Annotated in this window: 29 protein-coding genes and 2 tRNA genes; 13 read left to right on the forward strand and 18 right to left on the reverse strand. The window is 47.0% G+C overall.

What is annotated here, in order from left to right:
- Positions 1-2 precede the first annotated feature (2 nt).
- From H6X83_RS04160 to H6X83_RS04220, 13 genes are all read right to left on the reverse strand, one after another.
- Complete coding sequence (locus tag H6X83_RS04160; RefSeq protein ID WP_212507902.1) at positions 3-203, reverse strand: hypothetical protein; 201 nt, start codon at positions 201-203, stop codon at positions 3-5.
- A complete protein-coding gene (locus H6X83_RS04165; RefSeq protein ID WP_212507903.1) occupies positions 193-387 on the reverse strand; it encodes a hypothetical protein in 195 nt (64 codons plus the stop codon). The genes H6X83_RS04160 and H6X83_RS04165 overlap by 11 nt, the downstream gene beginning before the upstream one ends.
- Positions 384-1,016: a hypothetical protein gene (locus H6X83_RS04170; RefSeq protein WP_212507904.1), complete on the reverse strand. Its 633-nt coding sequence runs from the start codon at positions 1,014-1,016 to the stop codon at positions 384-386. The genes H6X83_RS04165 and H6X83_RS04170 overlap by 4 nt, the downstream gene beginning before the upstream one ends.
- Positions 1,013-1,369 carry a hypothetical protein gene (locus tag H6X83_RS04175; RefSeq protein ID WP_212507905.1) on the reverse strand — a complete coding sequence of 119 codons (357 nt, stop codon included), beginning with the start codon at positions 1,367-1,369 and terminating at the stop codon, positions 1,013-1,015. Before H6X83_RS04175 ends, H6X83_RS04170 begins: the two co-directional genes overlap by 4 nt.
- Positions 1,356-1,787: a Lar family restriction alleviation protein gene (locus tag H6X83_RS04180; RefSeq protein ID WP_212507906.1), complete on the reverse strand. Its 432-nt coding sequence runs from the start codon at positions 1,785-1,787 to the stop codon at positions 1,356-1,358. Before H6X83_RS04180 ends, H6X83_RS04175 begins: the two co-directional genes overlap by 14 nt.
- Positions 1,780-2,136: a hypothetical protein gene (locus H6X83_RS04185; protein ID WP_212507907.1), complete on the reverse strand. Its 357-nt coding sequence runs from the start codon at positions 2,134-2,136 to the stop codon at positions 1,780-1,782. Before H6X83_RS04185 ends, H6X83_RS04180 begins: the two co-directional genes overlap by 8 nt.
- The gene (locus H6X83_RS04190; protein WP_212507908.1) at positions 2,123-2,290 is read right to left on the reverse strand and encodes a hypothetical protein; all 168 of its coding nucleotides are present in this window, start codon (positions 2,288-2,290) and stop codon (positions 2,123-2,125) included. The genes H6X83_RS04185 and H6X83_RS04190 overlap by 14 nt, the downstream gene beginning before the upstream one ends.
- Entirely contained in the window at positions 2,290-2,619 is a 330-nt protein-coding gene (locus tag H6X83_RS04195) for a DUF551 domain-containing protein (RefSeq protein WP_212507909.1), read from the reverse strand. The genes H6X83_RS04190 and H6X83_RS04195 overlap by 1 nt, the downstream gene beginning before the upstream one ends.
- Positions 2,616-2,813 carry a hypothetical protein gene (locus tag H6X83_RS04200; RefSeq protein ID WP_212507910.1) on the reverse strand — a complete coding sequence of 66 codons (198 nt, stop codon included), beginning with the start codon at positions 2,811-2,813 and terminating at the stop codon, positions 2,616-2,618. The genes H6X83_RS04195 and H6X83_RS04200 overlap by 4 nt, the downstream gene beginning before the upstream one ends.
- A 17-nt stretch (positions 2,814-2,830) precedes the next feature.
- Positions 2,831-3,187, reverse strand: coding sequence for a helix-turn-helix domain-containing protein (locus H6X83_RS04205; RefSeq protein WP_212507911.1), 357 nt, complete (start codon positions 3,185-3,187; stop codon positions 2,831-2,833).
- 224 nt (positions 3,188-3,411) lie between these two features.
- Complete coding sequence (locus tag H6X83_RS04210; protein ID WP_212507912.1) at positions 3,412-3,720, reverse strand: hypothetical protein; 309 nt, start codon at positions 3,718-3,720, stop codon at positions 3,412-3,414.
- 13 nt (positions 3,721-3,733) lie between these two features.
- Positions 3,734-4,537 (reverse strand): BRO-N domain-containing protein, encoded by an 804-nt coding sequence (locus H6X83_RS04215; RefSeq protein ID WP_212507913.1) that lies wholly within the window; start codon positions 4,535-4,537, stop codon positions 3,734-3,736.
- Between the two features lie 434 nt (positions 4,538-4,971).
- Positions 4,972-5,190, reverse strand: a complete 219-nt coding sequence (locus tag H6X83_RS04220) for a helix-turn-helix transcriptional regulator (protein ID WP_212507914.1) — start codon at positions 5,188-5,190, stop codon at positions 4,972-4,974.
- A gap of 147 nt (positions 5,191-5,337) precedes the next feature.
- On the opposite strand from H6X83_RS04220, the gene H6X83_RS04225 reads away from it, so the two are divergent.
- The 4 genes from H6X83_RS04225 (at position 5,338) to H6X83_RS04240 (ending at position 8,086) form a co-directional block, all read left to right on the forward strand.
- Entirely contained in the window at positions 5,338-5,970 is a 633-nt protein-coding gene (locus tag H6X83_RS04225) for a LexA family protein (RefSeq protein ID WP_212507915.1), read from the forward strand.
- 71 nt (positions 5,971-6,041) lie between these two features.
- Positions 6,042-6,386 (forward strand): hypothetical protein, encoded by a 345-nt coding sequence (locus H6X83_RS04230; protein WP_212507916.1) that lies wholly within the window; start codon positions 6,042-6,044, stop codon positions 6,384-6,386.
- Between the two features lie 20 nt (positions 6,387-6,406).
- Positions 6,407-6,940, forward strand: coding sequence for a hypothetical protein (locus tag H6X83_RS04235; protein WP_212507917.1), 534 nt, complete (start codon positions 6,407-6,409; stop codon positions 6,938-6,940).
- Positions 6,941-7,003: 63 nt separating this feature from the next.
- A complete protein-coding gene (locus tag H6X83_RS04240; RefSeq protein WP_212507918.1) occupies positions 7,004-8,086 on the forward strand; it encodes a tyrosine-type recombinase/integrase in 1,083 nt (360 codons plus the stop codon).
- A 54-nt stretch (positions 8,087-8,140) separates the two neighbouring features.
- Here the strand turns inward: H6X83_RS04240 and H6X83_RS04245 are convergent.
- Positions 8,141-8,216, reverse strand: a tRNA-Thr gene (locus H6X83_RS04245).
- 278 nt (positions 8,217-8,494) lie between these two features.
- Positions 8,495-8,570 (reverse strand) — tRNA-Pro (locus H6X83_RS04250).
- A 157-nt stretch (positions 8,571-8,727) separates the two neighbouring features.
- On the opposite strand from H6X83_RS04250, the gene H6X83_RS04255 reads away from it, so the two are divergent.
- Both H6X83_RS04255 and H6X83_RS04260 read left to right on the forward strand, forming a co-directional pair.
- The gene (locus H6X83_RS04255; RefSeq protein WP_212507919.1) at positions 8,728-9,156 is read left to right on the forward strand and encodes a GtrA family protein; all 429 of its coding nucleotides are present in this window, start codon (positions 8,728-8,730) and stop codon (positions 9,154-9,156) included.
- Between the two features lie 63 nt (positions 9,157-9,219).
- Positions 9,220-10,602, forward strand: a complete 1,383-nt coding sequence (locus H6X83_RS04260) for a glycine--tRNA ligase (protein WP_212507920.1) — start codon at positions 9,220-9,222, stop codon at positions 10,600-10,602.
- 393 nt (positions 10,603-10,995) lie between these two features.
- Here H6X83_RS04260 and H6X83_RS04265 read toward each other — a convergent pair whose 3' ends face one another.
- The gene (locus H6X83_RS04265) at positions 10,996-12,114 is read right to left on the reverse strand and encodes a metallophosphoesterase family protein (protein ID WP_212507921.1); all 1,119 of its coding nucleotides are present in this window, start codon (positions 12,112-12,114) and stop codon (positions 10,996-10,998) included.
- Positions 12,115-12,506: 392 nt separating this feature from the next.
- On the opposite strand from H6X83_RS04265, the gene araA reads away from it, so the two are divergent.
- From araA to H6X83_RS04285, 4 genes are all read left to right on the forward strand, one after another.
- Positions 12,507-13,988 carry an L-arabinose isomerase gene (araA, locus tag H6X83_RS04270; RefSeq protein ID WP_212507922.1) on the forward strand — a complete coding sequence of 494 codons (1,482 nt, stop codon included), beginning with the start codon at positions 12,507-12,509 and terminating at the stop codon, positions 13,986-13,988.
- A 199-nt stretch (positions 13,989-14,187) separates the two neighbouring features.
- On the forward strand, positions 14,188-14,868 hold the full coding sequence (locus tag H6X83_RS04275) for a hypothetical protein (protein ID WP_212507923.1): 681 nt from the start codon (positions 14,188-14,190) through the stop codon (positions 14,866-14,868).
- 167 nt (positions 14,869-15,035) lie between these two features.
- Positions 15,036-16,319 (forward strand): 2-hydroxyacyl-CoA dehydratase subunit D, encoded by a 1,284-nt coding sequence (locus H6X83_RS04280; protein ID WP_212507924.1) that lies wholly within the window; start codon positions 15,036-15,038, stop codon positions 16,317-16,319.
- Positions 16,300-17,937, forward strand: a complete 1,638-nt coding sequence (locus H6X83_RS04285; RefSeq protein ID WP_212507925.1) for an acyl-CoA dehydratase activase — start codon at positions 16,300-16,302, stop codon at positions 17,935-17,937. Before H6X83_RS04280 ends, H6X83_RS04285 begins: the two co-directional genes overlap by 20 nt.
- Before the next feature lie 374 nt (positions 17,938-18,311).
- Here the strand turns inward: H6X83_RS04285 and H6X83_RS04290 are convergent, their stop codons facing one another.
- Positions 18,312-18,899 (reverse strand): cytidylate kinase-like family protein, encoded by a 588-nt coding sequence (locus H6X83_RS04290; protein WP_212507926.1) that lies wholly within the window; start codon positions 18,897-18,899, stop codon positions 18,312-18,314.
- Between the two features lie 362 nt (positions 18,900-19,261).
- Entirely contained in the window at positions 19,262-20,494 is a 1,233-nt protein-coding gene (locus H6X83_RS04295) for a hypothetical protein (RefSeq protein WP_246419505.1), read from the reverse strand.
- A 777-nt stretch (positions 20,495-21,271) separates the two neighbouring features.
- Between H6X83_RS04295 and H6X83_RS04300 the strand changes: the two genes are divergently transcribed.
- The 3 genes from H6X83_RS04300 to speB are packed head-to-tail and all read left to right on the forward strand — an operon-like array spanning position 21,272 to position 24,470.
- Positions 21,272-22,726: an aminotransferase class I/II-fold pyridoxal phosphate-dependent enzyme gene (locus H6X83_RS04300; protein WP_212507927.1), complete on the forward strand. Its 1,455-nt coding sequence runs from the start codon at positions 21,272-21,274 to the stop codon at positions 22,724-22,726.
- An 11-nt stretch (positions 22,727-22,737) separates the two neighbouring features.
- On the forward strand, positions 22,738-23,592 hold the full coding sequence (gene speE / locus H6X83_RS04305) for a polyamine aminopropyltransferase (protein ID WP_212508487.1): 855 nt from the start codon (positions 22,738-22,740) through the stop codon (positions 23,590-23,592).
- A complete protein-coding gene (gene speB, locus H6X83_RS04310) occupies positions 23,589-24,470 on the forward strand; it encodes an agmatinase (protein WP_212507928.1) in 882 nt (293 codons plus the stop codon). Before speE ends, speB begins: the two co-directional genes overlap by 4 nt.
- The last annotated feature ends 43 nt before the right edge of the window (positions 24,471-24,513 follow it).

Below are 24,513 nucleotides of genomic sequence, written 5' to 3' on the forward strand. Positions count from 1 at the left end.
AGCTAAGGCAAGTTTGTGGTGTGATGTGGCTGTACGGACAGGACATTGCTTTTTACCTCCTCATCAATTTCTATTTGCAGGGCTTCGGCGCGCTGGAATAAGCGGATGGAGTCTGGGAAGCGGGTCTGATAATCACTTGCCTGCCGGATGCAATTCTCACGTTCTGCCTGCAAACGTTGTACTTTTGACAAGCTATTTTCCATTATGTATCCTCCTTTGAATTTTGAAATATCGGTCACTGCTGTACGCCTGCAAACCAATGTCTGCCTGCTTTGCCTGATTGAGCGTCTGCCGGTACTGCGTGTACGCTATGTAATCTTTGCACTGTCCGTGGCAATGTAGCCTGCGCCGCTGGCAGAGATAGCAGGGGTTATCTGACATAATCATTTGTTTGCCCTCCAAAAGGCTTCTGCAAAACCGGGTGGGGTAATGGCTCTGAAATCTGCATCGGTCTGTGGATGCGCCCATGCAAGCTGTGGAATAAGTGCTTGTGCGGATTTGTGCAGATATGCAAAATTGGGCTTGCCACGTCCGGGTCGCGTGTAGAGCGGTAACTTGTCCGGGACGCCGTCCCAGCTACTATATAGCTTTTTGGGTGGCACAAACCTGCCCCATATAGCTGTGCGCTTAGTCCACGGGTCGCTGTATTCCCACGGCTGGAATATTAACTGCGGTCTGCCCATGTAGTCTATCAAGTGGCCTACCGGGTTTTCCAACGCCCACCATTGCGGCTTGCACATTGCGATTATCCGTAAGCAGGCAACCACCGTAGTAAGTCCGACATCAAAATGTCTTTCACGATTTTCCGCTTTGCAATTAAGTAAGCTAAATTCCGTGCACGGCGGTGCCGCTAGTATACCGTAAACATTTTCCGGTGGCTCATATGTACACACGTCGTTATCAGGCAAGGTAATCAGCCGCACGTCGTAACCAGCCTCTTTGTATGGTCTACTCCATGAGCCTGTCCCGCCACACAGGTCAAGGATTATCTTGCCGCTGTTGTTCGGCGCGGTCATGGGGTAGGCTCCTGTGGATTGTCGAGTAGTGACCCGCAGAATGGGCAAATTTCAGCACCATCAAGTTCTGCAAGCATTTTGCTATATCCTTCAATCTCACCTAAGTCGTGTTCTTTATGCCCAGTTATGTCCCACACCATTCCGTCGCGCGAATCATCTCGGAATGTCCATCCGAGCGTTTGGTACAGAAAATTGCTCACAGCTTGAAAATCTTTTGCGTACCAACGCATGGTACGCGTATCTTTACAATCCTTTGCGGCCACGTACTTGCTCCATATGTCCGCAAGCCCGAACGCACACTGCTTTTTGATGTCCTCATCATCAAGGTTTTGCACATACTCAACTTTCATCATTTTCACCTTCTTCCGGCGGGCGGCGGTAAACTGCGCTATCTCCGTTAGTAATTGACGTTTCATAAATTGTACCGTCAACACCTGCCAGACTAATCGTTTCGCGGAACTGCGGCTCTACCCTGTACCAGCCATTAGGGCATAATACGTCTTTTGACTCTACCCATACCCACTGACCTATCATCTTCCGCAGCTCGTCCACCGTCAGCAGTTCATTTGGCTGCTGGGTGCGGCGGTTCCAGGCTTTTGCTGCTGAAATTTTCATGGATTTTTCTATTGCTACCGGGCCAGTAAAAACGGGTGCAGCTGCTCCACATTGTTCACAATCATATCCAACAAGTACGCATCCTTGCGATATCTGTTTTCTGTTATAACGTGCTTCTCCCCCGCAAAATGGGCACGGCTTCAATTCTTCACTCATTGCTTTCCTCCTTTTCGTCCATCTTTGCGCCGCACTGCGGGCAGTAATGCGAGCCTGTAAATGCCAAAGGATTTATTTTTGTGTTTGTTGGTAAATTATTGTTCCTTGCGTGGCAGTTTGAGCAAAGATAAGCACCGAGTCCCCAATCCATTCCGTCTTTGTCATACTCCCAGTGTGCGTGTACCGCTGTCACAGCATCGGCAGTGGGAGTTTGTTTAATAAGTTTCTGAATTTTCAGATGTGCCATCAAATTTGGGAGTGCCAATTCCGTTCCTTCCACTTTTTCAAGTGTATTATTGTAAGCTTCATTATCATTCGTTGCCATTTCATCTGCATCAACCAATCGCATTGTTTTCCTCCTTCTTATCCGCAAGGTCTATTAAAGTGTGCGCATATTTTCGCATCTTGTCACGCTGTGCTTCTGAAAACTTCGAGTTGTCGCATACCTGTTGCATAATGATGGTAGCTGCAAAAATCAGCGCTGTTTCTGTTTCTTTATTCATTATTTTTCCTCCTTCGGCGGTTCCGGCAGTGGCATCCAGTGAGTAAACTTAAATTCTTGAAAATATGATGTAGGTACAAATGCATCTTTGGATTCGTTAAAAAATATTAAATCACGGTGAGACACGTATTCCGTTCCAGTAGAAGCGTTAGCTACAATAATGTCCATTCCGTCTTCCGGCAGCCTGTCCTTAACGCTAATCCAGTGCGGCGCCTTTTCTGCCAACCGCGTATTTTCGGCCAGCGCGGCGGCAAGCTTGTCCTTCAGCACCGCGTTTTCCATGCGCAGGTCAGACAATTCATTGCAGTCTTCCCATTCCTGATTTGTCATTTCCCTGCCTCCATCAAATCAATAAAATCCCGCCGTCTGCGCTGCTTCGCCTGCCGCTGCTCACGCTCTGCGCGGTGCTGCCGTGCTTTGACGGCCTTGTGGATAACGATAACCGCATTGATAATTGCCGAGCCGATAAGGGCTGCTGTGGTGATGCAGCCTACTCCAAACATAAGGGTTTGTGCTAAGGTCATGATTTTGTCACTCCTTTTTAAATTCTTCCGGGATTAACGTGTTTCCGTCTGTACTGTGGCTGCGGCGGTTCCTGTTTGTGGTACGTTTGCCCGCTGTGCTGGTCTATGTACTGCTGCAAACCGGCGGCGGTCACTCGGTATCGTCTGCCGTCGCGGATAACGTCCCCGAACTCGCCTTTATGTATGCGGTCAGAAATCGTTTCGGGAGACAGTTTCAATTTTTCGGAAATCTCTGCAATCGTGTATGTTCCCTGCGCGTGGGGTTGGAACTTGTCCGCTAACCGGTCGGCAAGATACTGTAAATCGTTGTCAGTCAAGCTATGCAGCAGTTCCATGAGGCTGTCATGTGTTAGGCTCAATATGACTTCTGGCACAGGTACCAGTCCTTTCTTGTAAAATTTTCCTTTCTGATGTAGAATTGTGGCAGAAAGGAGGTGGATAAAATGGACATAGAGAAACAAATTTCCAAAGCGATAGGTGAACACGTTGTACACACTACCTGTCCAAATTGTGGTGCACCTATCAGTTACAAGCTGAATCAAGTTGGAACTACAATCGCTTGCCCCGGTTGTAAAGTACTTATCCAGCTTGAAAAGGGTTAGTCAGACGTAATTTTTATGTTTACGTCGTGGAGTGAGCCAATCAGGTTGTTTGCTTTTGCAAGAGCATCATCCAATTGGCTTGCTTTTTTAATGGCTGCGTCAACTTCCGACAAATCAATATGTATAGCAACGTCAGGTGCGCACGACTTTGTACTGTGTACTTTTGGCTGCATAAAGTTTCCTGCCACTCTCGCAATTTCCTTACTGTCAATAGTGATTTTGTGAGCCTGCTCTTCCTGCTGTCCCTGCATCTTCAGTGCGAGGGCGGCTATTTCTTTGGGACTGCCTGCGATTGTGATTTTCATTGTGGTACCTCCCTTATGCCGCTATCTGATACGCAACGTAATATTTTTTGCCAGTTTCGCCAACGATGGGGGACGGCCAGTTATGCTCTTCCAGCCATTGCAACACTTTTCCGCTGACTTTTTCGGAATACCGAACGTCTGGTACCGCTTTTCCGTGACCGTGCGCAGTAGTCTGTGTGATAAAGGTTTCGCTCGCTGGAATATCCAGCATTTTAATGATTGCTGTAATCGCCTGAGCGTGCGGCAATTTTGTTTTTGAAAACACGCCGATATTTCTTGCCATTTCTGTTGCGTCATATGTACGTTCTACGGCAATCGGAAGTTCCGGAACGCATAGGCCATACGGTGCGAGCGCATCCCTTGCAAGCCCCGTTTGCATGGAAGCAATATTTTTCGGGTCAACGCCTGCCGCTTTCCAACTGCGGGTAAGCATTTCAATCATGTGGTTGGATGAAGCGAGGGGGAGAGCTGATTTTTTAGGCTTGTCCTTTACACCGTAAGAACCAGTCTTGCGGATACTGGGTAAAACTTCGGATGTTACCCATTTGCGGAACGGCTTCGCTTCTGGCTTGTCCGAACGAAGAATCACGGCGTATAGGCCGGACTCGGTGACACAAGTCATATTTTGCTTACCGCCAAGGGTGTCCATCTGGCAGACACCCTTTTCATCATCTTCAAGTCGTGCTGCTGCATTACGCGGATTTGCAATATCCAAAATCTCGCATACATCTTTCAATACCCAAAGTGGCTTTTCTTTTGTACCGGTCATACGTACTTGCTGGCCTTTATAGTCCAGCGGAATAATGCTGTTGTTCATGTGTTGTACCTCCTTGTTATAAATTAGAAAATGTTGTAAAATACGGTTGCAAGCCTGTACCTCCGAAAGGAGGTGATAGGGAATAAGATACAAAGTCAAGTCACATAAGATTTTTACTTTTGACGCAACCAAAGCATCACTTTTGATTGCTAAAGGGTTTAAACTTGTGTCGGCAGCTTACTGGGCTGGAACTAACAATTCAGTAAGCTATGTACTAAAGAAATGATTCTAAATTGCAGAGATAAAGCAATTCGGGCTTGCAGTAGTCGTTCCTGTGCCATCAGGGGCGGCTATTTTAATTTGAAAAGAACGGTTACAAAGTTACGGCCATAACGTACTTTGTATCGAATCCGGTATTTACCTATAGAATGGAAAAGTAACTTTCTGCCGCTTTCTTGGCTATGCTGGAATCAATGTGCTATGCCTCCTTTTGGTTATGCTGTAACGCTTAAAGCGTTATTTGGCGATAAAAAAATAATATCGTCATATGGAATGTGATAGGCTGCTTCAATTTTTTGTAGCATTCCAGTACTTGGATATGATTTTTTACGCTCCCAACTACTGATAGTTTCTTTTGCTACACCAATTTCAGCCGCGGCTTGCTTTTGAGTAAGACCCGCGTTTACTCTTGCAGCTTTTAATGTAATTTTCAACTTTATCACCTCTTTTCGTGTGTAATGCTATTATATAACGCTTAAAGCGTAATGTCAAGACCTAAAATGTTATTAATCTTAAAAAAATATTGATTTTTTTCGCTAAAAGCGTATAATACGATTATGAAAAGTGATGGAGGAATACAAATGGCTAATGTAGGGAATAAAGAAGTGATGTCAAAAAATATTAAATTTTATGTTGAAAAAATTAATAAAGATAGAAGAGAAATTTGCAAAGATTTAAATGTTTCTTATTCAACTTTTTCTGATTGGTACAATGGGAACAAATACCCACGGATTGATAAAATCGAAGCTATGGCAAATTATTTTGGTGTCCAAAAGTCAGACCTTATTGAGGAACACAGTAACAGTAATGTCATCAATATCAGTGGCATGATTCCGATAGTGGGCAAGATTCCTGCAGGTTATCCGGTACTTGCACAGGAAAATATAGAAGGCTATATGCCTACTATGGTAAATAATCCTGATGAATACTTTTATTTGCGTGTTTCTGGCGTTTCTATGGTTAATGCAGGAATTCCAGACGGTTCACTTGTACTAATTCATAAACAGCCTTGTGCGGAAAATGGTGAAGTTGTGGCCTGCCGTGTCAATGGCGATGAAGCAACGTTAAAGCGTTTCAAACCGGTTAATAAAAACACAGTAGTGCTTATGCCTGAAAATCCTGATTTTCAGCCTATCATAGTTTCAACAAATGACTTTAATAGTGGATATGCTGAAATTATTGGCGTTGCAAAACAAGTTATTACAAATCTTTAAAGCAAGGGTTGACTGTTCTTTGCTGGAAGATTATAGTTAAAATATCTATAATATTTTAGGAGGAATGACTTATGAAAAAATCAGATAGCAAGCATGATAAGACCTTAATAGCTGTAATTTCTTTGCTTATTGTGGTTGTGGTGTCCAGCCTAATTGCTGGTGTTTGGGGATACTACAACAGTTCAGACTATAAGTTAAAAGAGTCAAACAAGCATCTTGCAGATGCTTATACTGATGTAATATCAGGAGCACAAAATTCCAGTAGTGCTGTAGACACGGGAGACAAAATTTCTGACTCGGAATTGCAGCAGTATATGACTGAATCTCAAAAAGAATTAGTGCAAAAAAGTAGTGAAACTGATAAGGAGCTTAAGGACACACAAAGCCAGATAGCAGAGACTGAAAATAATTCGTAATATTTTAGGAGGGATGACTTATGAAAAAAATAATTGCTATATTGGCTGCGTCTGCAATGGCTCTGTTTGCGCTTACAGGGTGTAGCAGCTCAACAGCAACAAACTCTGCAAACCCCAGTAGCACGGCAGTAAGTTCTGACGGCCTAGAACATGGGATACAAATTCCGGATGACTCTGGAAGCAGTTCAGCAGTTGTACAAACCGCCGGATATTCCGGCGGGTCTATGATGGATGCACAATACAAAGAATATATGGGGCATTGTACGAAGTATATTTCTTCTAATCTTTCTTTGACGGTCACTGGAAAAATTGAAAGCATACGTTCTCCGGACCCCGCAGGAGATATTGTCTTTGTCCTCGACATTTCTAGTGACGGAAAGGGAAACAGAGCAGAAGTATCTTGGACTATGAACGATGGAAATCAACAAGACACAAGCCGAATATTTGCATATAAGAAAGATGATGAAATAACTGCAACCGGAGCATTTACTGGCTCAACTGTAGAAAAGCCGCGTATTATGGCAATTGTAGCTGATACTATTTCAGCAAAATAAAAAAATCCCCGCCGCCGGCAGAAACCGGAAGCGGGGATTCCTTATAAGAGGAGGACTTAATTTATGGCAAAGTTAACGAAACGCGCAGACGGGCGCTATCAGCGCAAAGTTACGCTGCAAGACGGCACGAAAAAAATAGTGTATGGTAAATCCATCGCGGCATTAAAAGCTGCTGAGGACGCTCTCCGGGATGCTGACAGGCAAGGACTGACTGTTAACGACCATACTATGGTAGGGGAGTGGGCTAAGACATGGCTGGAAACGTACAAATGCGGGTTGAAAGGCTCGACTGCAAGGATGTACCGTACTTCCTACAACACACATGTTATGGATGCTATAGGCGATATAGATGTACGGGACGTTAAGCCGGTGCATATACAAAAAATTATGCATAGCTGTGCGGACAAGTCGGAAAGCTTACAGCGCAAGGTACTGCTTACTTGTTCGCAATTATTTGAATCGGCACGATTAAATCATATGATTATTAGTAATCCCTGCGACGGTATAAAAATCACAAAGCATAACACACCACCCAAAAAGAAAAATCTCACAGATGAAGAGCAGCGATTACTATTGTCCTCTCTTACTGGGAGGGCGCTTACATTTTGTGCGCTGGGGCTGTATGCTGGTCTACGTCGTGAGGAAATTCTCGGTTTGCAATGGGGTGACATTTCAGATAATAAATTGACAGTCAACCGGGCAATCACATTTCCGGACAATAACCAAGCTGACCCAGACCAATCCTTGAAAAGTAAATCAGCGCATCGTATGATACCAGTACCGCCGCAGCTGTCACAAATACTTTCGATGTCTACACGTAATAGCCTATATGTTGTGCCAGCAGCAGACGGGAGTATGATATCATTTATTAGCTTTCGCCATTTGTGGAGCAAAGTAACACTGTTAGTTCTGGGCATTCACGCGCATATGCTGCGGCATTCCTATGCCACTAGTTTATATCGTGCGGGTGTGGACTTAAAAACGGCGCAATATCTTTTAGGGCATTCCGACATACGTATGACCGCCGAAGTATATACGCATATTGCGGAGCAAGACGTTGCCAAAAGTGCGGATAAAATCACAGCCTATTTTAGTAGTCAAAAAAGCAAAGGTAGTCAAAAGGTAGTCAAAACCGAAAATGAGTAAAAAATAAACCGCATCAAACAACCGATAAATGGCTGTCTAATGCGGTTTTTAACTTGGAGCTACTGGGCGGACTCGAACCGCCGACCTGCTGATTACGAATCAGCTGCTCTACCAGCTGAGCCACAGTAGCAAACTGAACCCTATTATTATATCGTACAAGCTTCATTTCGTCAAGACTTTTTAGTCAATCCTTGTAGTTCGCGGTTACTTTGGTCCTGCTGCTTAGATTTGCTGTACAATTTGGTGGGGTGCATAATGTATGTCGAAAATTTTTAATCAAGTTCCGCGCTAGCCTCACGCTTGCTTTGGTAGATGTTTCACTCTTTCTCTGCCAATTTGTCTCAGTTTATTAAGTAGAGCAAGATAAAAAAACAAACCCCTGCAAGCGGTTTGCCTGCAGGGGTTTCGTGGTCGAGGTGACAGGACTCGAACCTGCGACATCATGGTCCCAAACCATGCGCGCTACCAACTGCGCTACACCTCGAAATAAACAACATTAGTAATTATATAAAATTGTAAAAAAAAAGTCAAGCCCCTGTGTTCACAAAGATTTCAGATAAAAAACTTATAAACTTTCCTTGAAAGGTGTTCACTGTAATGGTAAACTAAATATATATGCTATTCAGGGGAAAGGAAGTATTATGAAAGAAAAAATAAAGACTCTGTGGAAGTACTTTACTTCGCGGGAAATGATTCTGTACATTGTGTTTGGGGTAGCAACCTCTGTAATCAACATTGTTGCGCTGGAACTTTTCTGCAGACTTGGCGGAATGGAAACTGTGCCAGCCAATACGTTGGCATGGGTCGTGGCTGTTATTTTTGCTTTTGTTACAAATAAGATTTTTGTTTTTGGAAGCAAGGCGACGGGTGCTGCCGCACTGCTGCATGAAATCAGTACCTTTTTGGGTGGCCGCCTGCTGACGCTGGTGATTGAAAATTTTGGTATGTGGTTTTTTGTCGATTACATGCACCGCAACCGCCTTTTCTGGAAAATCATTCTGACCGTTGTGGTGGTCATCATTAATTGGCTGGTCAGCAAATTGGTTACTTTTAAAAAGAAAACAGCCTGATGGTGCTTACTTATGCCGCAAGCTTTTGGCGGTATTTTATAATTATATTCGGAGGAATTTAGAATGTTAGCAACTGAAAAAACCATGGATACGATTGTTTCGCTCTGTAAAAACCGCGGCTTCATTTATGGCGGCAGTGAGATTTACGGCGGCCTTTCCAATACATGGGACTACGGCCCGCTGGGTGTGGAGTTTAAAAACAACGTCAAAAAAGCATGGATGAAAAAATTTGTGCAGGAAAGCCCCTACAATGTAGGTTTGGATTCCGCTATCCTGATGAATCCGGAAGTGTGGGTCGCAACTGGCCATGTTGGCGGCTTTTCCGACCCACTCATGGACTGCAAGGACTGCAAGACCCGCCACCGTGCAGACAAGCTGATTGAGGACTTCACCGGCGAAAGTGCAGACGGCTGGAGCAACGAAAAAATGATGGCTTTCATTAAGGAAAACCATATTAAATGCCCGAACTGCGGCGGCGAAAACTTTACGGACATCCGCCAGTTCAACCTGATGTTCAAAACGTTTCAGGGTGTAACCGAGGATGCAAAAAATACAGTTTATCTGCGCCCGGAAACTGCGCAGGGCATTTTTGTGAACTTCCAGAATGTACAGCGCACCACCCGCAAGAAGTTGCCTTTCGGTATCTGCCAGGTCGGCAAAAGCTTCCGGAATGAAATCACTCCCGGCAACTTCACTTTCCGCACCCGTGAGTTTGAGCAGATGGAATGCGAATTTTTCTGCAAACCGGATACAGATTTGGATTGGTTCAAGTATTGGAAAGATTTCTGCGAAAACTGGCTGTATTCTCTCGGCATTACGAAAGAAAATCTGCGCCTGCGTGACCACCGCCCGGAGGAACTGGCTTTTTATTCCAAGGCAACAACGGACATTGAGTATCTGTTCCCGTTCGGCTGGGGCGAGCTTTGGGGCGTTGCGGACCGCACCAACTATGACCTTTCCCGCCATCAGGAGCACAGCGGCAAAGATTTGACCTACTTTGACCAGGAGGAAAACGAGCATTATCTGCCGTATGTTATCGAGCCGTCCCTCGGTGCTGACCGCGTGGTGCTGGCATTCCTGTGCGACGCTTACGACGAAGAAATCGTGGATGAAACTAAGAAAGACACCCGTGTGGTTCTGCATCTGCATCCGGCGCTGGCACCGTTTAAGGCGGCTGTTCTGCCGCTTTCCAAGAAACTGGGTGAGCAGGCACGCGAAGTTTACGCAAAGCTTTCCAAGCACTTCATGGTGGATTACGACGAAACCGGTTCAATCGGCAAGCGCTATCGCCGTCAGGATGAAATCGGCACACCGTTCTGCATCACCTATGATTTTGAGAGCGTGGACGACGGCTGCGTAACCGTTCGTGACCGCGATACTATGGGTCAGGAACGCATCAAAATTGATGAGCTGGACGCATGGCTGCAGGAGAAAGTGGAGTTCTAAAAAAGTTCTTTCAGTAAAAGTTCCGCCCGTCCTTTCAAGGGCAGTAGGGGTGTGGGGGGCGAAGTCCGCCACGACCTTGTCCTTATCCTAAGAAGCGCTCACGGGTTTGGGAGCCCACATGTCAGGCTCCCAAGGTCTTGCTTGTAAAACAAAAGGCACACTCTTTAACAATGTCAAATTGTAAAGGGTGTGCTTTTTTATGTTCTGATTTTGTACGCCTGTTTGCAATGCTCTGCAGAGCATTGCAAAGGCAGAAGATGAAAAACTCTTAACCCGGAATTGCATCTCGGACCTGCTTCTTAGAATGCTAAGAGCAAAGACCTTGGGGCTTTGCCCCAAACCTACAGCCTTGTGAATAAGGCTGGCGAAAACTTTGTTGAAAGGGCTGCTTTGTTAATTTCCTTTCTTGTCGTGCCGATACAGCAGATAGGCCAGGCCGCCGGTGACTGCTGCGGTTTTAATCAAAATCGGCAGCACCTGCTCCGGTGTAGCAGGGAATTTATCTAAAAACAAATCACGCATGGGGTGTGAAACTTTGTGGCCAAAAATATCATGGTAGCTGAGCAACTTTGTTTCATATTTGCGCGGGTTACTTTCATACAGCGTAAACATTCTGACAGCGCGGTCGGCACCTGGGCCGTAGGTGTTGAAGCCACAGCAGGGTGCATAGCCTGCATCGATTCCGTGCAGCGGGCCGGAAAAAGAGTTGCGGTGGTCATGACCAACGTACAGTCCCAGTACATCGCCGGCCTCTGTTAAAGCGTCCAATTCACCGGAATTGGATTCCGGAACGCAGGGTGCTTCCCCAAGTTCGCCACCGTAAACTTTTTCTTGATCCAGAAGGTAAAAATGTTCTTTGCGGCTGCCGAAAGCCGGAATTGCGTGCGGGGTGCCTTTTGGAACTTCTTTCAGAAATTCATAAAATTCCGGAACCGGAATGTGCTGAAACACCAGAGAGGGAAGATAGGTACCACCGTTTTCTTTTGCCAAACGTTCCCGTGTGCGGCGGTACCACTCAATCTGGTGCGGTTTTACCGGTGCAAAACGTTCCGAGTTGGAGTCCAGAATGTAAAGAGCAAAGGCATTTTTTCCATCTTTGCCAGCAATCGTCAGGCAGCTTGTGCCGCAATCCTCTACATCCTCAATCGGGTTGACACACTCAGGGTACTGCAGATAGTAGTACATTTGCTGGCGATTGGTAAGTCCGGCCTGTGCGTCGTGATTGCCAAATGTTATGACGAATGGGATGTGCTGCTCCGCAAAGGGTGCCAGAATTTTGTGCAGTGTTGTACCGGCTTTCAGTTTGCCGCCGGGCGTGTGGAAGAAGGGACTGTAGCCTTTGAGCTGGTCACCGGTAAAAATGACCAGGTCGGGTTTTTCGCGGCGCAGAGCTGCGTCCAGAAATGTAATGGAGTCACCGCACACCAGGGGGCTTTCCTGTATATCAGCCACCTGCATAATGCGGAATGTGCCGTCTTTTTTAAAGCAAAGCGGTGCAAGCTTTCTTTCCATAAAATTTGTTCCTCCCCTACGGGCTTCCCTGATTGAATTCTCTATCCAAATCTATAATTCACAAAATTTGATATACAATATTACTATGCCACAAAATTGGATTCTCTGCAAGCAAAAACAGGGAAAAAATGCGTGTGCGCAAAAATGAGAAAGCACATGATGTACAGACCAATTATGAAAATTCACGAAATTTGTATTGACATGTGCTTGCTTTAATGCTATATTATGCATAGAAAATCAAATAGACAGAATGGAATCGTAAACAATTTTTATTTTTCGGCTTTTTCCTGTGAGGACAGAACAAAAATGCAGCCTAATTTTTCACAATATGGCTGCTGTTGTCCGGTCAGGTTTTGTGTGGAAAAGTAAAAAAAGAAGGAGCGCTGTTATTTATGGCAGGATTAAAGCAGTATGAATTTTGGTTTGTTGTGGGCAGTCAGGACCTTTACGGGCCGGAAGTTCTGAAAACGGTTGACGAACACAGCCGCGAAATGGTTGACGAATGGAATAAGAGCGCAGCAATTCCCTGCACACTGATGTGGAAGCCGGTTGTTCGCAATGCCGAGGAGATTTACGACACCCTGACAGCGGCAAACGCTGACCCGAAGTGTGCCGGTGTCATTACTTGGATGCATACGTTTTCACCCAGCAAAATGTGGATTCCTGGTTTCAAAGCACTGCAGAAGCCGCTGCTGCATTTGAATACACAGTACAACCGCGATATTCCGTGGAACGAAATCGACATGGACTTCATGAACCTGAACCAGTCAGCACACGGTGACCGCGAGCACGGCTACATTGCTGCCCGTATGCGTCTGCAGCAGAAAGTTATTTCCGGCTGGTGGAAAGAAGAAAAGACCTGCAAGCGTATGGCAGGCTGGATGCGCGCGGCTGTCGGTGCATTTGAAAGCCACCGTACACGTGTACTGCGTATTGGTGACAATATGCGTAATGTTGCCGTTACAGACGGTGACAAGGTGGAAGCTGCTATTCGCCTTGGCTGGCGCGTGGACTATTATGGTGTCGGCGATGTGATTCGTGAGGTGGAAGCAGTTACCGAAGACGAAATCAATGCACAGATGGCTTCCTACGGCGAACTGTATGATATGGCTACCGACAATGTGGAATCCGTCCATTATCAGGCACGCGAAGAAGTTGCACTGAAAAAGTTTATGGATAAGCGCGGCTACACCGCTTTCCACACGAACTTTGAGGATCTGCAGCAGCTTCGCCAGCTGCCGGGCCTTGCCGCACAGGATCTGATGCGTCAGGGTTATGGTTTCTCCGCTGAGGGCGACTGGAAAACAGCTGCTTTGTGCCATATCATGAAAGCAATGACCGCGGACTGCAAGGGCGGCACAGCATTCATGGAAGATTACACTTACAACTTTGACCCGGCGTGCGGCATGAACATGGGCAGCCATATGCTGGAGGTTTGCCCGACTGTCGCCAGCACAAAGCCGAAAATCGAAGTGCACCCGCTGGGTATTGGTGGCCGTGAGGACCCGGCCCGCCTGACCTTTAAGGCAAAGAGCGGCCCGGCTGTTCTGGCAACGATTATTGACATGGGCGACCGTTTCCGCATGATTGTAAATGATTTGGACTGCCAGGAGCAGAAGCATGAAATGCCGAAGCTGCCGGTTGCCGCAGTTCTGTGGAAACCTCTGCCGGATCTGGAAACCAGCGCAGAAGCATGGATTTACGCGGGCGGCGCACATCACAGTGTGATCAGCTATGACCTGACTGCTGAAGACCTGCGTGACTTTGCTGAAATCATGGATATTGAGTATATTCATATCGGCGCGGAAACCAAAATTGACGAGCTGCGCAAGGAACTCACTTGGAACGACCTGGTCTGGAAGCTGAAAAAGTAAGAAACAGCCTACAGCCCAGCTGAACTGAAATTCTCCTATACCAAGCATTTGGCTTTTCTCTAAAATCAATTCAAACACAAAGCCACCCTGCACTTGCTGTCCGCCGCAGCAGATGCGGGGTGGCTTTGTTTCTGCCGGAATTTATGCTATAATAGCGCTGTAGTCCTGCGGCAGAACGCAGAAGTGGAGTGAAAAAGCTATGGCAAAAACGGAAAAAAAGCAGGAAGTACTTCCGTTGGCAGACTGCTTTTTGCAGCAAAGCAAAAGGGTACCGAAAACAGCGGTATTGCCCAAAAGGAAAGCAGAACAGGGTGCAAAGCTGGCGGTTCTCTTTCCGGGTACCGGATACAGCTGTGAGAGGCCGCTGCTGTATTTTGCGCGGCGTGTGGCGGAACAGAACGGCTGCGATGTGCTGCCGCTTTCCTATACAGTTTCGCTGGGGCGTGATGTAAAGAATCTGGGAAAAAATGTGGAACAGTGCCTGCCGCAAGCGCTTGCGTATACGGAAAGAGTGTTGGGGGAACTGCTTTGCCGGCAAACTTACAGTGAACTTTTATTTTTCAGCAAAAGCTTCGGCACAGTTGTGGCGGGAAAGCTGGAGCAGCAGCTTGGGCGGCGTGTGCATCAGTTCTTTTTAACACCGCTGGAGCCGACAATTCTGTATTTAAAGGCACATCCCTGCTATGTATCCTGTGGAACAGCCGACCCGTGGGTACCGGATGCTGTGCGCAGAGAGTTTGCTTCTGCCGCCGGTGTGCGGCTGGGGCTTTTCCCGGGTGCAAATCATTCACTGGAAATTCCGGGGGATGCAGCGGCAAGCATCCGAAATCTGCAGCTGGTGGCCGCTTCTTATGAAGAATTTCTGCGGGAGAAACCGTAAGGCGAAGGGTAGGAAATTTGTGACATTTCTTCTTTTATGTAATATTTTCAGACTGTATTTCAGCGTTGTCTAAGGACAAATGCGTGGTTCCTTTTATAATTTTTATAATAAAGTTTATAGGTATTATGAGACAGAATTTTTTGGAACAGGCAGAAGGAAAAAATAATATGAATTCAGTAATCGAGAAGTTTGGCCGCATTGTGGACGGGCAGATAGCCGACCATCCGGCACGTTCCCGCAGGCTGCTGACCACTGCTTACCGCCTGAACGGCTGGGCTGGCAAGCATATCTTTAAAAAAACAACACCATCGCGGTTGGCTCTTTCCGATGCCTGCAACGGTGTAATTATTCGGCCGTTAGAGCATCCACAGGAAAGCGCGATGGTCAGCTTGTTTACGCCATGCGAACTGCTGCAGACTTTCGGCATGGCACCGATGTTTCCGGAAGCTCTTTCTGCGTATCTTTCCGGTGCGGGCGCGGAGCGCGGCTTTATTGACGCGGTAGAAAGGCGCGGGATTCCGGAAACATTTTGCTCTTACCACAAAATTTTGCTGGGTGCGGCGGAAACCGGTGTGCTGCCAAAACCGCGGTTTATTTTTAACACAACCTTTGCGTGTGATGCCAACACGCTTTCATTTCGCAGACTCGCGGAATTTTACGGTGTGCCGCATTTTGTGCTGGATGTGCCGTTTGAACAGGATGAAACGGCAGTTTGCTACGTTGCAGATCAGTTAAAGGACTGCAGCAAAAAAATGAGTGCACTGCTCGATAAACCACTTCAGGAGGATGTTCTGCGGCAGACGGTGCAGCGCAGCGGACAGACACTTTCTGCATACCAAAAATACCTTGCTGTGCGGGCAGAAAAATCCATGCCGGATGAAATGACTTCTGAAATGTATGCAGCTTTTGCCCTGCACGTACTGCTCGGCACACCGGAGGCACTGCACTTTGCACAGGGTGTTTTAAAAGAAGCAGAAGCCGCACCCGCAAAGGGGGACGAGCTGCGGCTTTTGTGGGTGCATACACTGCCGCACCTTGATTCCGCAATGATTGATTTGCTGGATTTTAATGAAAAGTGCCAGATTATTGCCAATGACATCTGTTTTGATGCGCCGGCGCTTACAGCTGTGGATGACCCGTGGCGGGCAATGGCGCGGCGGCTGGTGGAAAACAACTTAAATGGTCCGGCACAGCGGCGGATTGACGCAGTCTTAGAAAAAGCGAAACAGCTGCAGCCGGACGGAATCGTCTGGTTCTGCCATTGGGGATGCCGCCAGACCGGCGGTGCGGCGCAGCTTGGGCGTGTACAGCTGGAGGCCGCCGGATTTCCGACACTGGTGCTGGACGGCGATGGATGTGACCGTTCCAACTGTCCGCCGGGGCAGATGACCACCCGCATGCAGGCTTTTTTGGAATTGCTGGAGGGAAAACATGATAGCGTACACCTGTAAATATGCTCCGGCAGAACTGTTTGCCGGTTTTGGGGAAGAAGCGGTGAAGCTGAATCCAACCGCCGAGCATTTTGAGGAAGCGGACCGTCTGAGCCACCGCAATCTTTGCAGCTATACCCGCGCATTGCTGCAAAGCTGCCGGGAACAGCAGATTGACAGCCTTGTGCTGACTACCTGCTGTGATTCCATGCGGCGTATCGGGGATGTGCTAGAGGCGGGCGGCACTTCTGTTTTTGTTCTGGATTTGCCGCGGGCAGACGGCCCCTGTGCGCGAAAACGCTATGCGTCTGAACTGCGCCGCTTTCTGGATGCTTACATGAAAGCACATGGCGTATCATTTGATTTACAAAAATGCAAAGCATCTTTCCAGAGGGAACCTGCTGCGGAACCGGAGCCGTATTTTGCACTGCTGGGTGCGCGCTCCAATGCGTCACTGCTGCAAATGCTGCAGCAGGAAATGCCGTTGCCGGTGCATGATCTGACCTGCGTTGGCAGCCGGGAACTGCCGGTGCCGCCGCAGACAGACAATTTGGATGAATTTTTAGACTGGTATGCCGGTGTGCTGCTGGGGCAGATGCCGTGTATGCGTATGACAGAAGTTGCACAGCGGCGCACTTTAACGGAAGATCCGCAGTTAAAAGGAATTTTGTATCACACCGTGAAATTCTGCGATTTTTACGGCTTTGAATACGCCAAGCTACAGCAGACTGCCCGCCTGCCAATGCTGAAACTGGAAACAGACGGTACCACGGGAGCCGAGGGACAGCTGCGTACCCGTGTGCAGGCTTTCGCAGAGGGCTTTACACCGGAAAAACCGCACAGCCGGTCTGCCGCAGCTGCAAAAAAACGTTACACAGCGGGAATTGACAGCGGCTCTACCAGCACTAATGTGGTGATTCTGGACAGCGACAGAAATATCATAGGCAGTTCCATTGTTGCAACCGGTGCGCGAGCGGCGCTGGGTGCGCACAACGCACTGGAACAGGCACTGCGGCAGGCACATCTGACGCGTGAACAGCTGGATGAGGTGGTTGCCACCGGTTACGGCCGCGCGTATATCGGCGCAGGGGGACGGGATGTAACGGAAATCACCTGCCACGCAAAGGGTGCTTATTTTCTGGATTCGTCGGTACGTACCATTATTGATATCGGCGGGCAGGACAGCAAGGCTATTCGGTTGGACGAAAACGGCAAAGTAAAAACATTTGTTATGAATGACAAATGCGCGGCGGGCACCGGCCGCTTTCTGGAAATGATGGCGCGGGTGTTGGAACTTTCCATGGAAGAAATGAGCGCCTGCGGTCTGCACTGGAAAGAGGAAATTTCCATCAGCAGCATGTGTACCGTTTTTGCGGAAAGCGAAGTGGTTTCGCTGGTTGCGCAGAATAAGCAGACGGCGGATATAGTGCATGGTTTAAATAACGCGGTTGCTGCAAAGGCGGCGGCGTTGGCGGCGCGCGTAGACCCACAGGCGCGTTTTATGATGACCGGAGGTGTCGCAGCGAACCGCGGCGTTGTGAAAGCGATTGAAGAAAAAATCGGCGCACCGCTTTTGGTTTTACCGGAGCACCAGTTGTGCGGGGCGCTGGGTGCGGCGCTGATTGCACTGGAAGAATAAAAAAGAGCGGCAGAAAATTTTTATGCTTTCTGCCGCTCTTTTTTGTAGTGGAACCTGATCGTAGTTGCTTTCTGCCGCTCCTTAGAAAGCGATCACCCGTGAGGGGCGTGTAGCCCCGACCTGCCCTTGTCGCTGGCGGATTGCCTGCCGGCAATTTTAAGGCTGCGTAAATCAGGCAGCTCTGTGCGGCGTGGCTTCGCTGCCGCAAATTAACATTGTTGTAAGCCGTTTTCCACAAAAAAGGCTTTACGAGCGAAGATAAGGCCGTGGGCTTCGCCCACACTCACCGCCTTTGAAAAGGCGGGCGAAACTTTTGCTGTAAGGGCTTGCACCTGCGGGGGTATGCGAGTGGCGGAAAGTAATTTTCTGCATTTTCACATAAACTGTACCGCTTCTGTCAGCAGGTCAACACATTTTTCAACTCCCCAGTATGCACTGTTTAGTGAAATGTCATAGTTGTCCTGAATGCCCCACTGTGTATCGGTATAATAGCTGTAATATGTACGGCGCTGCTTGTCACTTTGGCGAATCAGCAGCTCTGCTTCCTGTGCAGAAAGGCCGCGCAGCTTTTGAATACGCTCAATTCGCTTTCTCAGCGGTGCGTGGATGAACACACGCAGCAGCTGTACATCTTCTTCCAGAAGAATGACATCCGAGCAGCGGCCTACAATGATGCAGTTTTCATGCTGTGCCAGCCGACGGATGATTTTGGTCTGTGTAACAAAGAGTGTGTCACTTGTGGAAAGTGCCAGTGATGGGCGCTGCTCTCCGTTTTCAGGAATATTGTCGGAGTGTTCATCGGCTGATTCGAGTATTTCTGTGCTTAGGCCGCTTTCTTTTGCCGCACGTGAAATCAAGTCCTTGTCATAAAACGGAAAGGAAAGAGCACGCGAAAGTTTTTCGCTGATTTCATGGCCGCCGCTGCCGAACTGCCTGCTAATGGAAATAACACGATATGACATACTGAGAACCCCTTTCTGTATTCCTGACATTTGGAATTTCTTTAGTTTGATTATACAATAAAATTACAAAAAATGCACGCATGAAATATTGGCAGAATGAATAAAAAGTAGCCTTAAAATTAGCCGAATGTCCGTATCATGGTATATGTCAGACAGGAGTGGCACAGTAAAAACGAGCGGTATATGGATATTATCCATTACCGCTCGTTTTTACTGTGCCACTAGACAGGGTACTGCCCATAACGTGCAAAGTAGGTTCATTATAAAATGAACAAGAATGTTTTTTTGCTGTCTGACAGTCCATGCAGTGTAAAATACCACAAAAGGTAATTAATGTTGTAAAAGAAGCAACACAAAAGCAATCAAAAGATATTCACAACTTTTTTCCATGTAGTCTGTGCCAAGACAAATTGATTATAGTGTTTTTTTACATTTTTAGAATACTTGTCGAATTCCACCGCAATGTTAAAGAAGCGCTTATCTTGAAAATATTCTGCTAATTTTGGCAGGGTTTGATCCAATGCGGATTTTATTAACCGCATCCGCTGTTCGTATTCTCCCGGCGCAGTAATATAAGTCAGCAATGGCTTATAGCGAACCCAGCCAATGCACGCATTCAAAAATCTTAAATTGACAGTAGCCGAGTCTGTAGTAATTGCTGAAAGGTGTATTGGCAGTGCTCCATCCAGCAGATGCTGGTAAATCGAAAATCCGTCATGAAATGTATAACACGGTATCCTGCGCACAGTCTTGTCTGCCAGTAGAGTTGACAGGAAGGTATCTTCTCCTCTTGCACCCGGGGGATTAAAAAAAGGAAGCGTTTTTTGCGGATTCTTCAGATTGATGCAGAGATTTGCACCGGAAATAAACTTACAGCCGCCAATCAGTGGCACATCCGCCGCTTTGTTGGCAATCAGCACATCTGTCGACGCATATGTTACGCCGCCGGATTCCATAAGTGCTTTAATGCTTGCCCAGTTGATGATATCGTTACTGATTGCTTCAATAAAGCGCTTGAAATTTTCCTCATCCAACACCTTATTAAATCTAATCTGAGGGATTGGCGAGATATACCCGCAGTGAAAGCCGTTTGTGTAATCCGCATTACCAATTTCTTTCAAGTGGGCAAGTAAAACCTGCTGTCCGCTCCAAAGACATGTATCATGATTTTTTGTTACCGCCATTGGATATTCATCATCATCAAGGAAGAGAAAATAATCCATTTGGCTCTCTATTGCTGCAAACAACACGGCATTACGTTTTCCCGCATATCCCGCACCAAAAACGCTGGTCAGTTCGGCTTGTGTAAACTTTCTGCTGTCCCGCAGTTTTTCAAGGCTTCTCAGTGCATTTTTTGTTCCGACAAAAGTAATGCTTTCAAAAGCGTCAACAATTTCCTGAGGAAGATTGGTATAGTCTGTTGACTTTGTATTATGATAATTAACGTCGTAAGCGACGAAAAGATGAAGTTTGACATCTATGTCCGCAGGCAGATTATTTTTTGTTGCTTTCCACGTATGTATATAAGCTGATAAAACTTTCCGAAAATTCCGCCTACCCGTTGCGAATCCGATTCCCATGCGTATTTCCTTCAATGTAGCCGTCCTTCCTTTCGTTTTCTAATCGCAGTTTCAAGCCGCGCATCTGACATGTTGAAATGTTATTCTGTTTCAATTATACAAATTGTAAAGAAATTTGTCAAATTTTGAGTTTACAATGCCATTTGTTTGTTTTGTGAAAACGCGGGCCGTGCGACTTCCAATTCAGAATTATCTAATCACTGCTGCTGAGAGCATGAACAAAGTAAACTATCGTTCACTCTCTTCATGCTTTCTGTTTACGTTCTCCCTTTCCATGCAGTGCAGGAGGGCTTGCCAGAGAAATATGTTGCAATGAAAACTTTTTGTTGACAATTTAATCTTGTATGTTGTATACTCTACTGCGGAATGAATCTATCAAACAGAGTCTTCCACGCAATTTCTTTTGGACCACTCCTTTGGAGTTAAGGCCGGACGGACAGCCGGGTCCACTGCCGATTGACGGTGCGATACCGTCGTTATTGATTGAGTTTGAAGCTCAAATTTTATAAGTTGGTTACTTCATAACCAAAATGCGTAATTTACGTAGACTTGTGAAACGGTCAATAAAGAGTAGTAAAAGTATATTGCTATATAGACTCTGTAAAAACCTATCATTTACTTCAGATCTTTCCTATACCATTGGCAGGCGTACCGTATCGGGAGAAGGATACTCGGACTGTGGCCATATGTTAATAGACAAAGGCAGATTGTCTTTTTTAGGATCGAATGGATAATGACGCAAGTTGTGTAATTACAGCTTGCGTCATTTTTTGTTTTTAGGCGAGGTGCGGTATGGAAAAAATAAAGTTGGATCAAAACAAGGCTCCAATCTATGAGGCTTTGCAAAGGCTCAGAGAAATGCGGGTCGTTCCCTTTGATGTACCGGGACATAAGCGCGGCAGAGGCAACCCTGAATTGGCTGCGTTCCTGGGTGAGCAATGTGTCAGTATAGATGTCAACAGCATGAAACCATTGGACAACCTTTGCCATCCGGTATCCGTTATTCGTGAGGCAGAGCTTTTGGTGGCAGACGCATTCGGAGCAGCTCACGCGTTTTTAATGGTGGGAGGTACCACAAGTTCTGTGCAAAGCATGGTCTTATCCAGCTGTAAACGCGGGGACAAGATCATTATGCCCAGAAATGTTCACCGCAGTGTGATTAACGCCCTTGTTTTGTGCGGCGCTGTGCCGGCGTATGTCAATCCTGAGGTTGACCGCAGATTGGGTATTTCTCTGGGAATGCAGCGGGAACAGGTTGCCAAAGCCATTGCTGAAAATCCAGATGCGGTAGCGGTGTTGGTCAATAACCCGACCTATTACGGTATATGCAGTGATTTAAAAGCCATAGTAAACATGGCTCATGAGGCAGGGATGCTTTGCCTTGTAGATGAAGCCCACGGAACGCATTTTTATTTTGGGGAGAATATGCCCATTTCCGCTATGGCGGCGGGTGCGGATATGGCCTCAGTTTCCATGCACAAAAGCGGCGGAAGCCTTACGCAGTCCAGTTTGCTGCTTATCGGTGAACATATCAATCCCGGTCATGTCCGCCAGATCATCAATTTAACGCAGACCACTTCCGGAAGTTATCTTTTGATGTCCAGCCTGGACATCAGCCGCCGTAATCTCGCACTGCGCGGTAAGGAAGTGTTTGCCAAAGTTGTAGAAATGGCGGACTATGCCAGAGAAGAAATCAATGCGGTAGGAGGCTACTATGCCTTTGGGCGAGAACTGATAAACGGCAATTCAATCTTCGATTTTGATCCTACCAAACTGAGCATTCACACAAGAAATATTGGCCTTGCCGGCATTGAAGTTTACGATATTTTAAGAGATGAGTACGATATTCAAATAGAGTTCGGCGACATTGGCAATATTCTGGCCTACCTTTCTATGGGAGATAGGCCGCAGGAACTGGAGCGCCTTGTGAGTGCCCTTGCCGAAATACGCCGAAGATATCAAAAAGATCCCAGCGGTTTGCTCAGCCAGGAATATATCGATCCCGAAGTGGTGGCCAGCCCGCAGGACGCATTTTATGCGGAGAAAAAAAGTATTCCCCTTCCGGAAAGTGTTGGTTGTGTTTGCAGCGAATTCGTCATGTGCTATCCGCCGGGAATTCCAATTTTGGCGCCGGGAGAGCGAATCACGCAGGAAATTCTTAACTTCATTGAATACGCCAAAGTAAAAGGCTGTTCCATGACCGGGCCGGAAGATCCTGATATTTTGCGCATCAATGTCTTGGTATAAGGAGGAGTATGATGGAAATTTGGTTCAGCGAATTTCACACGCCGGATGTGAAACACAGTATTCGTATCAACCGTCACCTCTATTCGGAAAGAAGTGACTATCAGCAGATTGACATTTTTGACACCCCCGAATTTGGGCGGATGCTGACACTTGATGGAAATGTGGTTTTGACAGAGCGTGATGAGTTTATCTATGACGAAATGATTACCCACATTCCCATGGCAGTACATCCAAACGTTTGTGATGTTTTGGTGATTGGTGCAGGAGACGGCGGCGTTGTGCGCGAACTGGCAAGATATGACTGTATCCGGCGAATCGATCTTGTGGAAATGGATCCGAAAGTGCTTGAAGCATGCCGTGCGTATTTGCCCGAGAACGCAAGTCGTCTGGATGACAGCCGTGTGCATATTTTCTTTGACAATGCGCTGCGGTTTATTCGCCGCAAAAAAGACGAATATGATTTGATTATCGTGGATTCAACTGACCCGTTCGGGCCTTCAGAGGGATATTTCACCCGGGAGTTTTATGGTATTTGCTACAACGCATTGCATGAGGACGGCGTTATGGTCAATCAGCAGGGCAGTCCCTTTTTTAAGCATGATGCAGAGGTTTTGCAGAGAAGCCATCAACGCATCGCAAAGCTGTTTCCAATCAGCCGTGTGTACCAGGCGCATATCCCGACCTATGCTGCCGGGTACTGGCTTTTCGGCTTTTCCAGTAAAAAATATCATCCCATTGATGATCTGGATATCGAGCGTTGGAAGAGTTTAAACCTGGAGACAAAGTATTACACACCCAAGCTGCATATCGGCGCATTTTATCTGCCTGCGTTCCTGGAAAAATTGCTGATGGAGGTAGAAGAATGATGGAACGCAATATAGAAACTTTTATTGGCTGTGACAGCAGCTATGAAGAGGCTGATATCGCACTGTTTGGGGCTCCGTTTGATTCCACCACAAGTTTTCGCCCAGGGGCACGGTTCGGTTCGTCGGCAATCCGGCACGAAAGCGTTGGGCTGGAAACCTACAGCCCTTATCAGAATCAGGATTTAACCGACTTTCACACTTTTGACTGCGGTGACTTGGAACTTTGCTTTGGAAGTGCAGAAGCTGCTCTTTCCGACATCGAGGAAAAAACCGCGGAAATTCTTTCTGATGGCAAACTGCCTATCCTGGTTGGAGGCGAGCATTTGGTAACTCTTGGGGCAGTTCGTTCTGTGGCAAAACGATATCCAAATCTGCATATCATTCACCTTGATGCCCATGCAGATTTGCGCGACGATTACTTGGGAACGAAGCTAAGCCACGCTGCCGTCATGCGCCGCTGCCATGAGATTCTGGGAGACGGTAGAATTCACCAGTTCTGTATCCGAAGCGGGGAACGGTCAGAATTTGAATTCGCAAAAGCCCACACTGAATTGTACAAATTTGATTTAACGGGGCTTTCTGCATTGACTGAGCGGCTTGTGAAGGATGGCAGTCCTGTGTATTTTACCATTGATCTGGATTGCTTGGATCCCTCTGTGTTACCGGGAACAGGTACCCCAGAGGCTGGTGGTATTGGTTTTGTTCAGCTTTTGGATGCTATTCTATCCGTTTCAAAAACCAACATTGCGGGTGCCGATCTCAATGAGCTTGCACCCATGCTGGACGCCAGTGGTGCATCCACCGCGGTTGCCTGCAAGATCCTTCGGGAATTGCTTCTGGCACTGCATAGCAATATCAAGTCTGGGGAGGACAAATAATGGTCCTGAATTGTCTGCAAATTCGGCCGAAACTCTGTAGCTG

Origin of the sequence: Caproicibacterium amylolyticum, from assembly GCF_014467055.1 — a bacterium.
Classification (GTDB): Bacteria; Bacillota; Clostridia; order Oscillospirales; family Acutalibacteraceae; genus Caproicibacterium; species Caproicibacterium amylolyticum.

Bases quoted from the DNA above. Each gene is read 5' to 3' on its own strand.
- speB (WP_212507928.1), top strand. From the start codon at position 23,589: ATGATGGAACGCAATATAGAAACTTTTATTGGCTGTGACAGCAGCTAT.
- H6X83_RS04290 (WP_212507926.1), bottom strand. From the start codon at position 18,899: ATGTCATATCGTGTTATTTCCATTAGCAGGCAGTTCGGCAGCGGCGGC.
- H6X83_RS04285 (WP_212507925.1), top strand. From the start codon at position 16,300: ATGATAGCGTACACCTGTAAATATGCTCCGGCAGAACTGTTTGCCGGT.
- araA (WP_212507922.1), top strand. From the start codon at position 12,507: ATGGCAGGATTAAAGCAGTATGAATTTTGGTTTGTTGTGGGCAGTCAG.
- H6X83_RS04185 (WP_212507907.1), bottom strand. From the start codon at position 2,136: ATGCGATTGGTTGATGCAGATGAAATGGCAACGAATGATAATGAAGCT.
- H6X83_RS04175 (WP_212507905.1), bottom strand. From the start codon at position 1,369: ATGATGAAAGTTGAGTATGTGCAAAACCTTGATGATGAGGACATCAAA.
- H6X83_RS04195 (WP_212507909.1), bottom strand. From the start codon at position 2,619: ATGACAAATCAGGAATGGGAAGACTGCAATGAATTGTCTGACCTGCGC.
- H6X83_RS04165 (WP_212507903.1), bottom strand. From the start codon at position 387: ATGATTATGTCAGATAACCCCTGCTATCTCTGCCAGCGGCGCAGGCTA.
- H6X83_RS04210 (WP_212507912.1), bottom strand. From the start codon at position 3,720: ATGAAAATCACAATCGCAGGCAGTCCCAAAGAAATAGCCGCCCTCGCA.
- H6X83_RS04160 (WP_212507902.1), bottom strand. From the start codon at position 203: ATGGAAAATAGCTTGTCAAAAGTACAACGTTTGCAGGCAGAACGTGAG.
- H6X83_RS04235 (WP_212507917.1), top strand. From the start codon at position 6,407: ATGAAAAAAATAATTGCTATATTGGCTGCGTCTGCAATGGCTCTGTTT.
- H6X83_RS04280 (WP_212507924.1), top strand. From the start codon at position 15,036: ATGAATTCAGTAATCGAGAAGTTTGGCCGCATTGTGGACGGGCAGATA.
- H6X83_RS04225 (WP_212507915.1), top strand. From the start codon at position 5,338: ATGGCTAATGTAGGGAATAAAGAAGTGATGTCAAAAAATATTAAATTT.
- H6X83_RS04265 (WP_212507921.1), bottom strand. From the start codon at position 12,114: ATGGAAAGAAAGCTTGCACCGCTTTGCTTTAAAAAAGACGGCACATTC.
- speE (WP_212508487.1), top strand. From the start codon at position 22,738: ATGGAAATTTGGTTCAGCGAATTTCACACGCCGGATGTGAAACACAGT.
- H6X83_RS04215 (WP_212507913.1), bottom strand. From the start codon at position 4,537: ATGAACAACAGCATTATTCCGCTGGACTATAAAGGCCAGCAAGTACGT.
- H6X83_RS04260 (WP_212507920.1), top strand. From the start codon at position 9,220: ATGTTAGCAACTGAAAAAACCATGGATACGATTGTTTCGCTCTGTAAA.
- H6X83_RS04170 (WP_212507904.1), bottom strand. From the start codon at position 1,016: ATGACCGCGCCGAACAACAGCGGCAAGATAATCCTTGACCTGTGTGGC.
- H6X83_RS04255 (WP_212507919.1), top strand. From the start codon at position 8,728: ATGAAAGAAAAAATAAAGACTCTGTGGAAGTACTTTACTTCGCGGGAA.
- H6X83_RS04190 (WP_212507908.1), bottom strand. From the start codon at position 2,290: ATGAATAAAGAAACAGAAACAGCGCTGATTTTTGCAGCTACCATCATT.
- H6X83_RS04240 (WP_212507918.1), top strand. From the start codon at position 7,004: ATGGCAAAGTTAACGAAACGCGCAGACGGGCGCTATCAGCGCAAAGTT.
- H6X83_RS04300 (WP_212507927.1), top strand. From the start codon at position 21,272: ATGGAAAAAATAAAGTTGGATCAAAACAAGGCTCCAATCTATGAGGCT.
- H6X83_RS04200 (WP_212507910.1), bottom strand. From the start codon at position 2,813: ATGACCTTAGCACAAACCCTTATGTTTGGAGTAGGCTGCATCACCACA.
- H6X83_RS04275 (WP_212507923.1), top strand. From the start codon at position 14,188: ATGGCAAAAACGGAAAAAAAGCAGGAAGTACTTCCGTTGGCAGACTGC.
- H6X83_RS04230 (WP_212507916.1), top strand. From the start codon at position 6,042: ATGAAAAAATCAGATAGCAAGCATGATAAGACCTTAATAGCTGTAATT.
- H6X83_RS04180 (WP_212507906.1), bottom strand. From the start codon at position 1,787: ATGAGTGAAGAATTGAAGCCGTGCCCATTTTGCGGGGGAGAAGCACGT.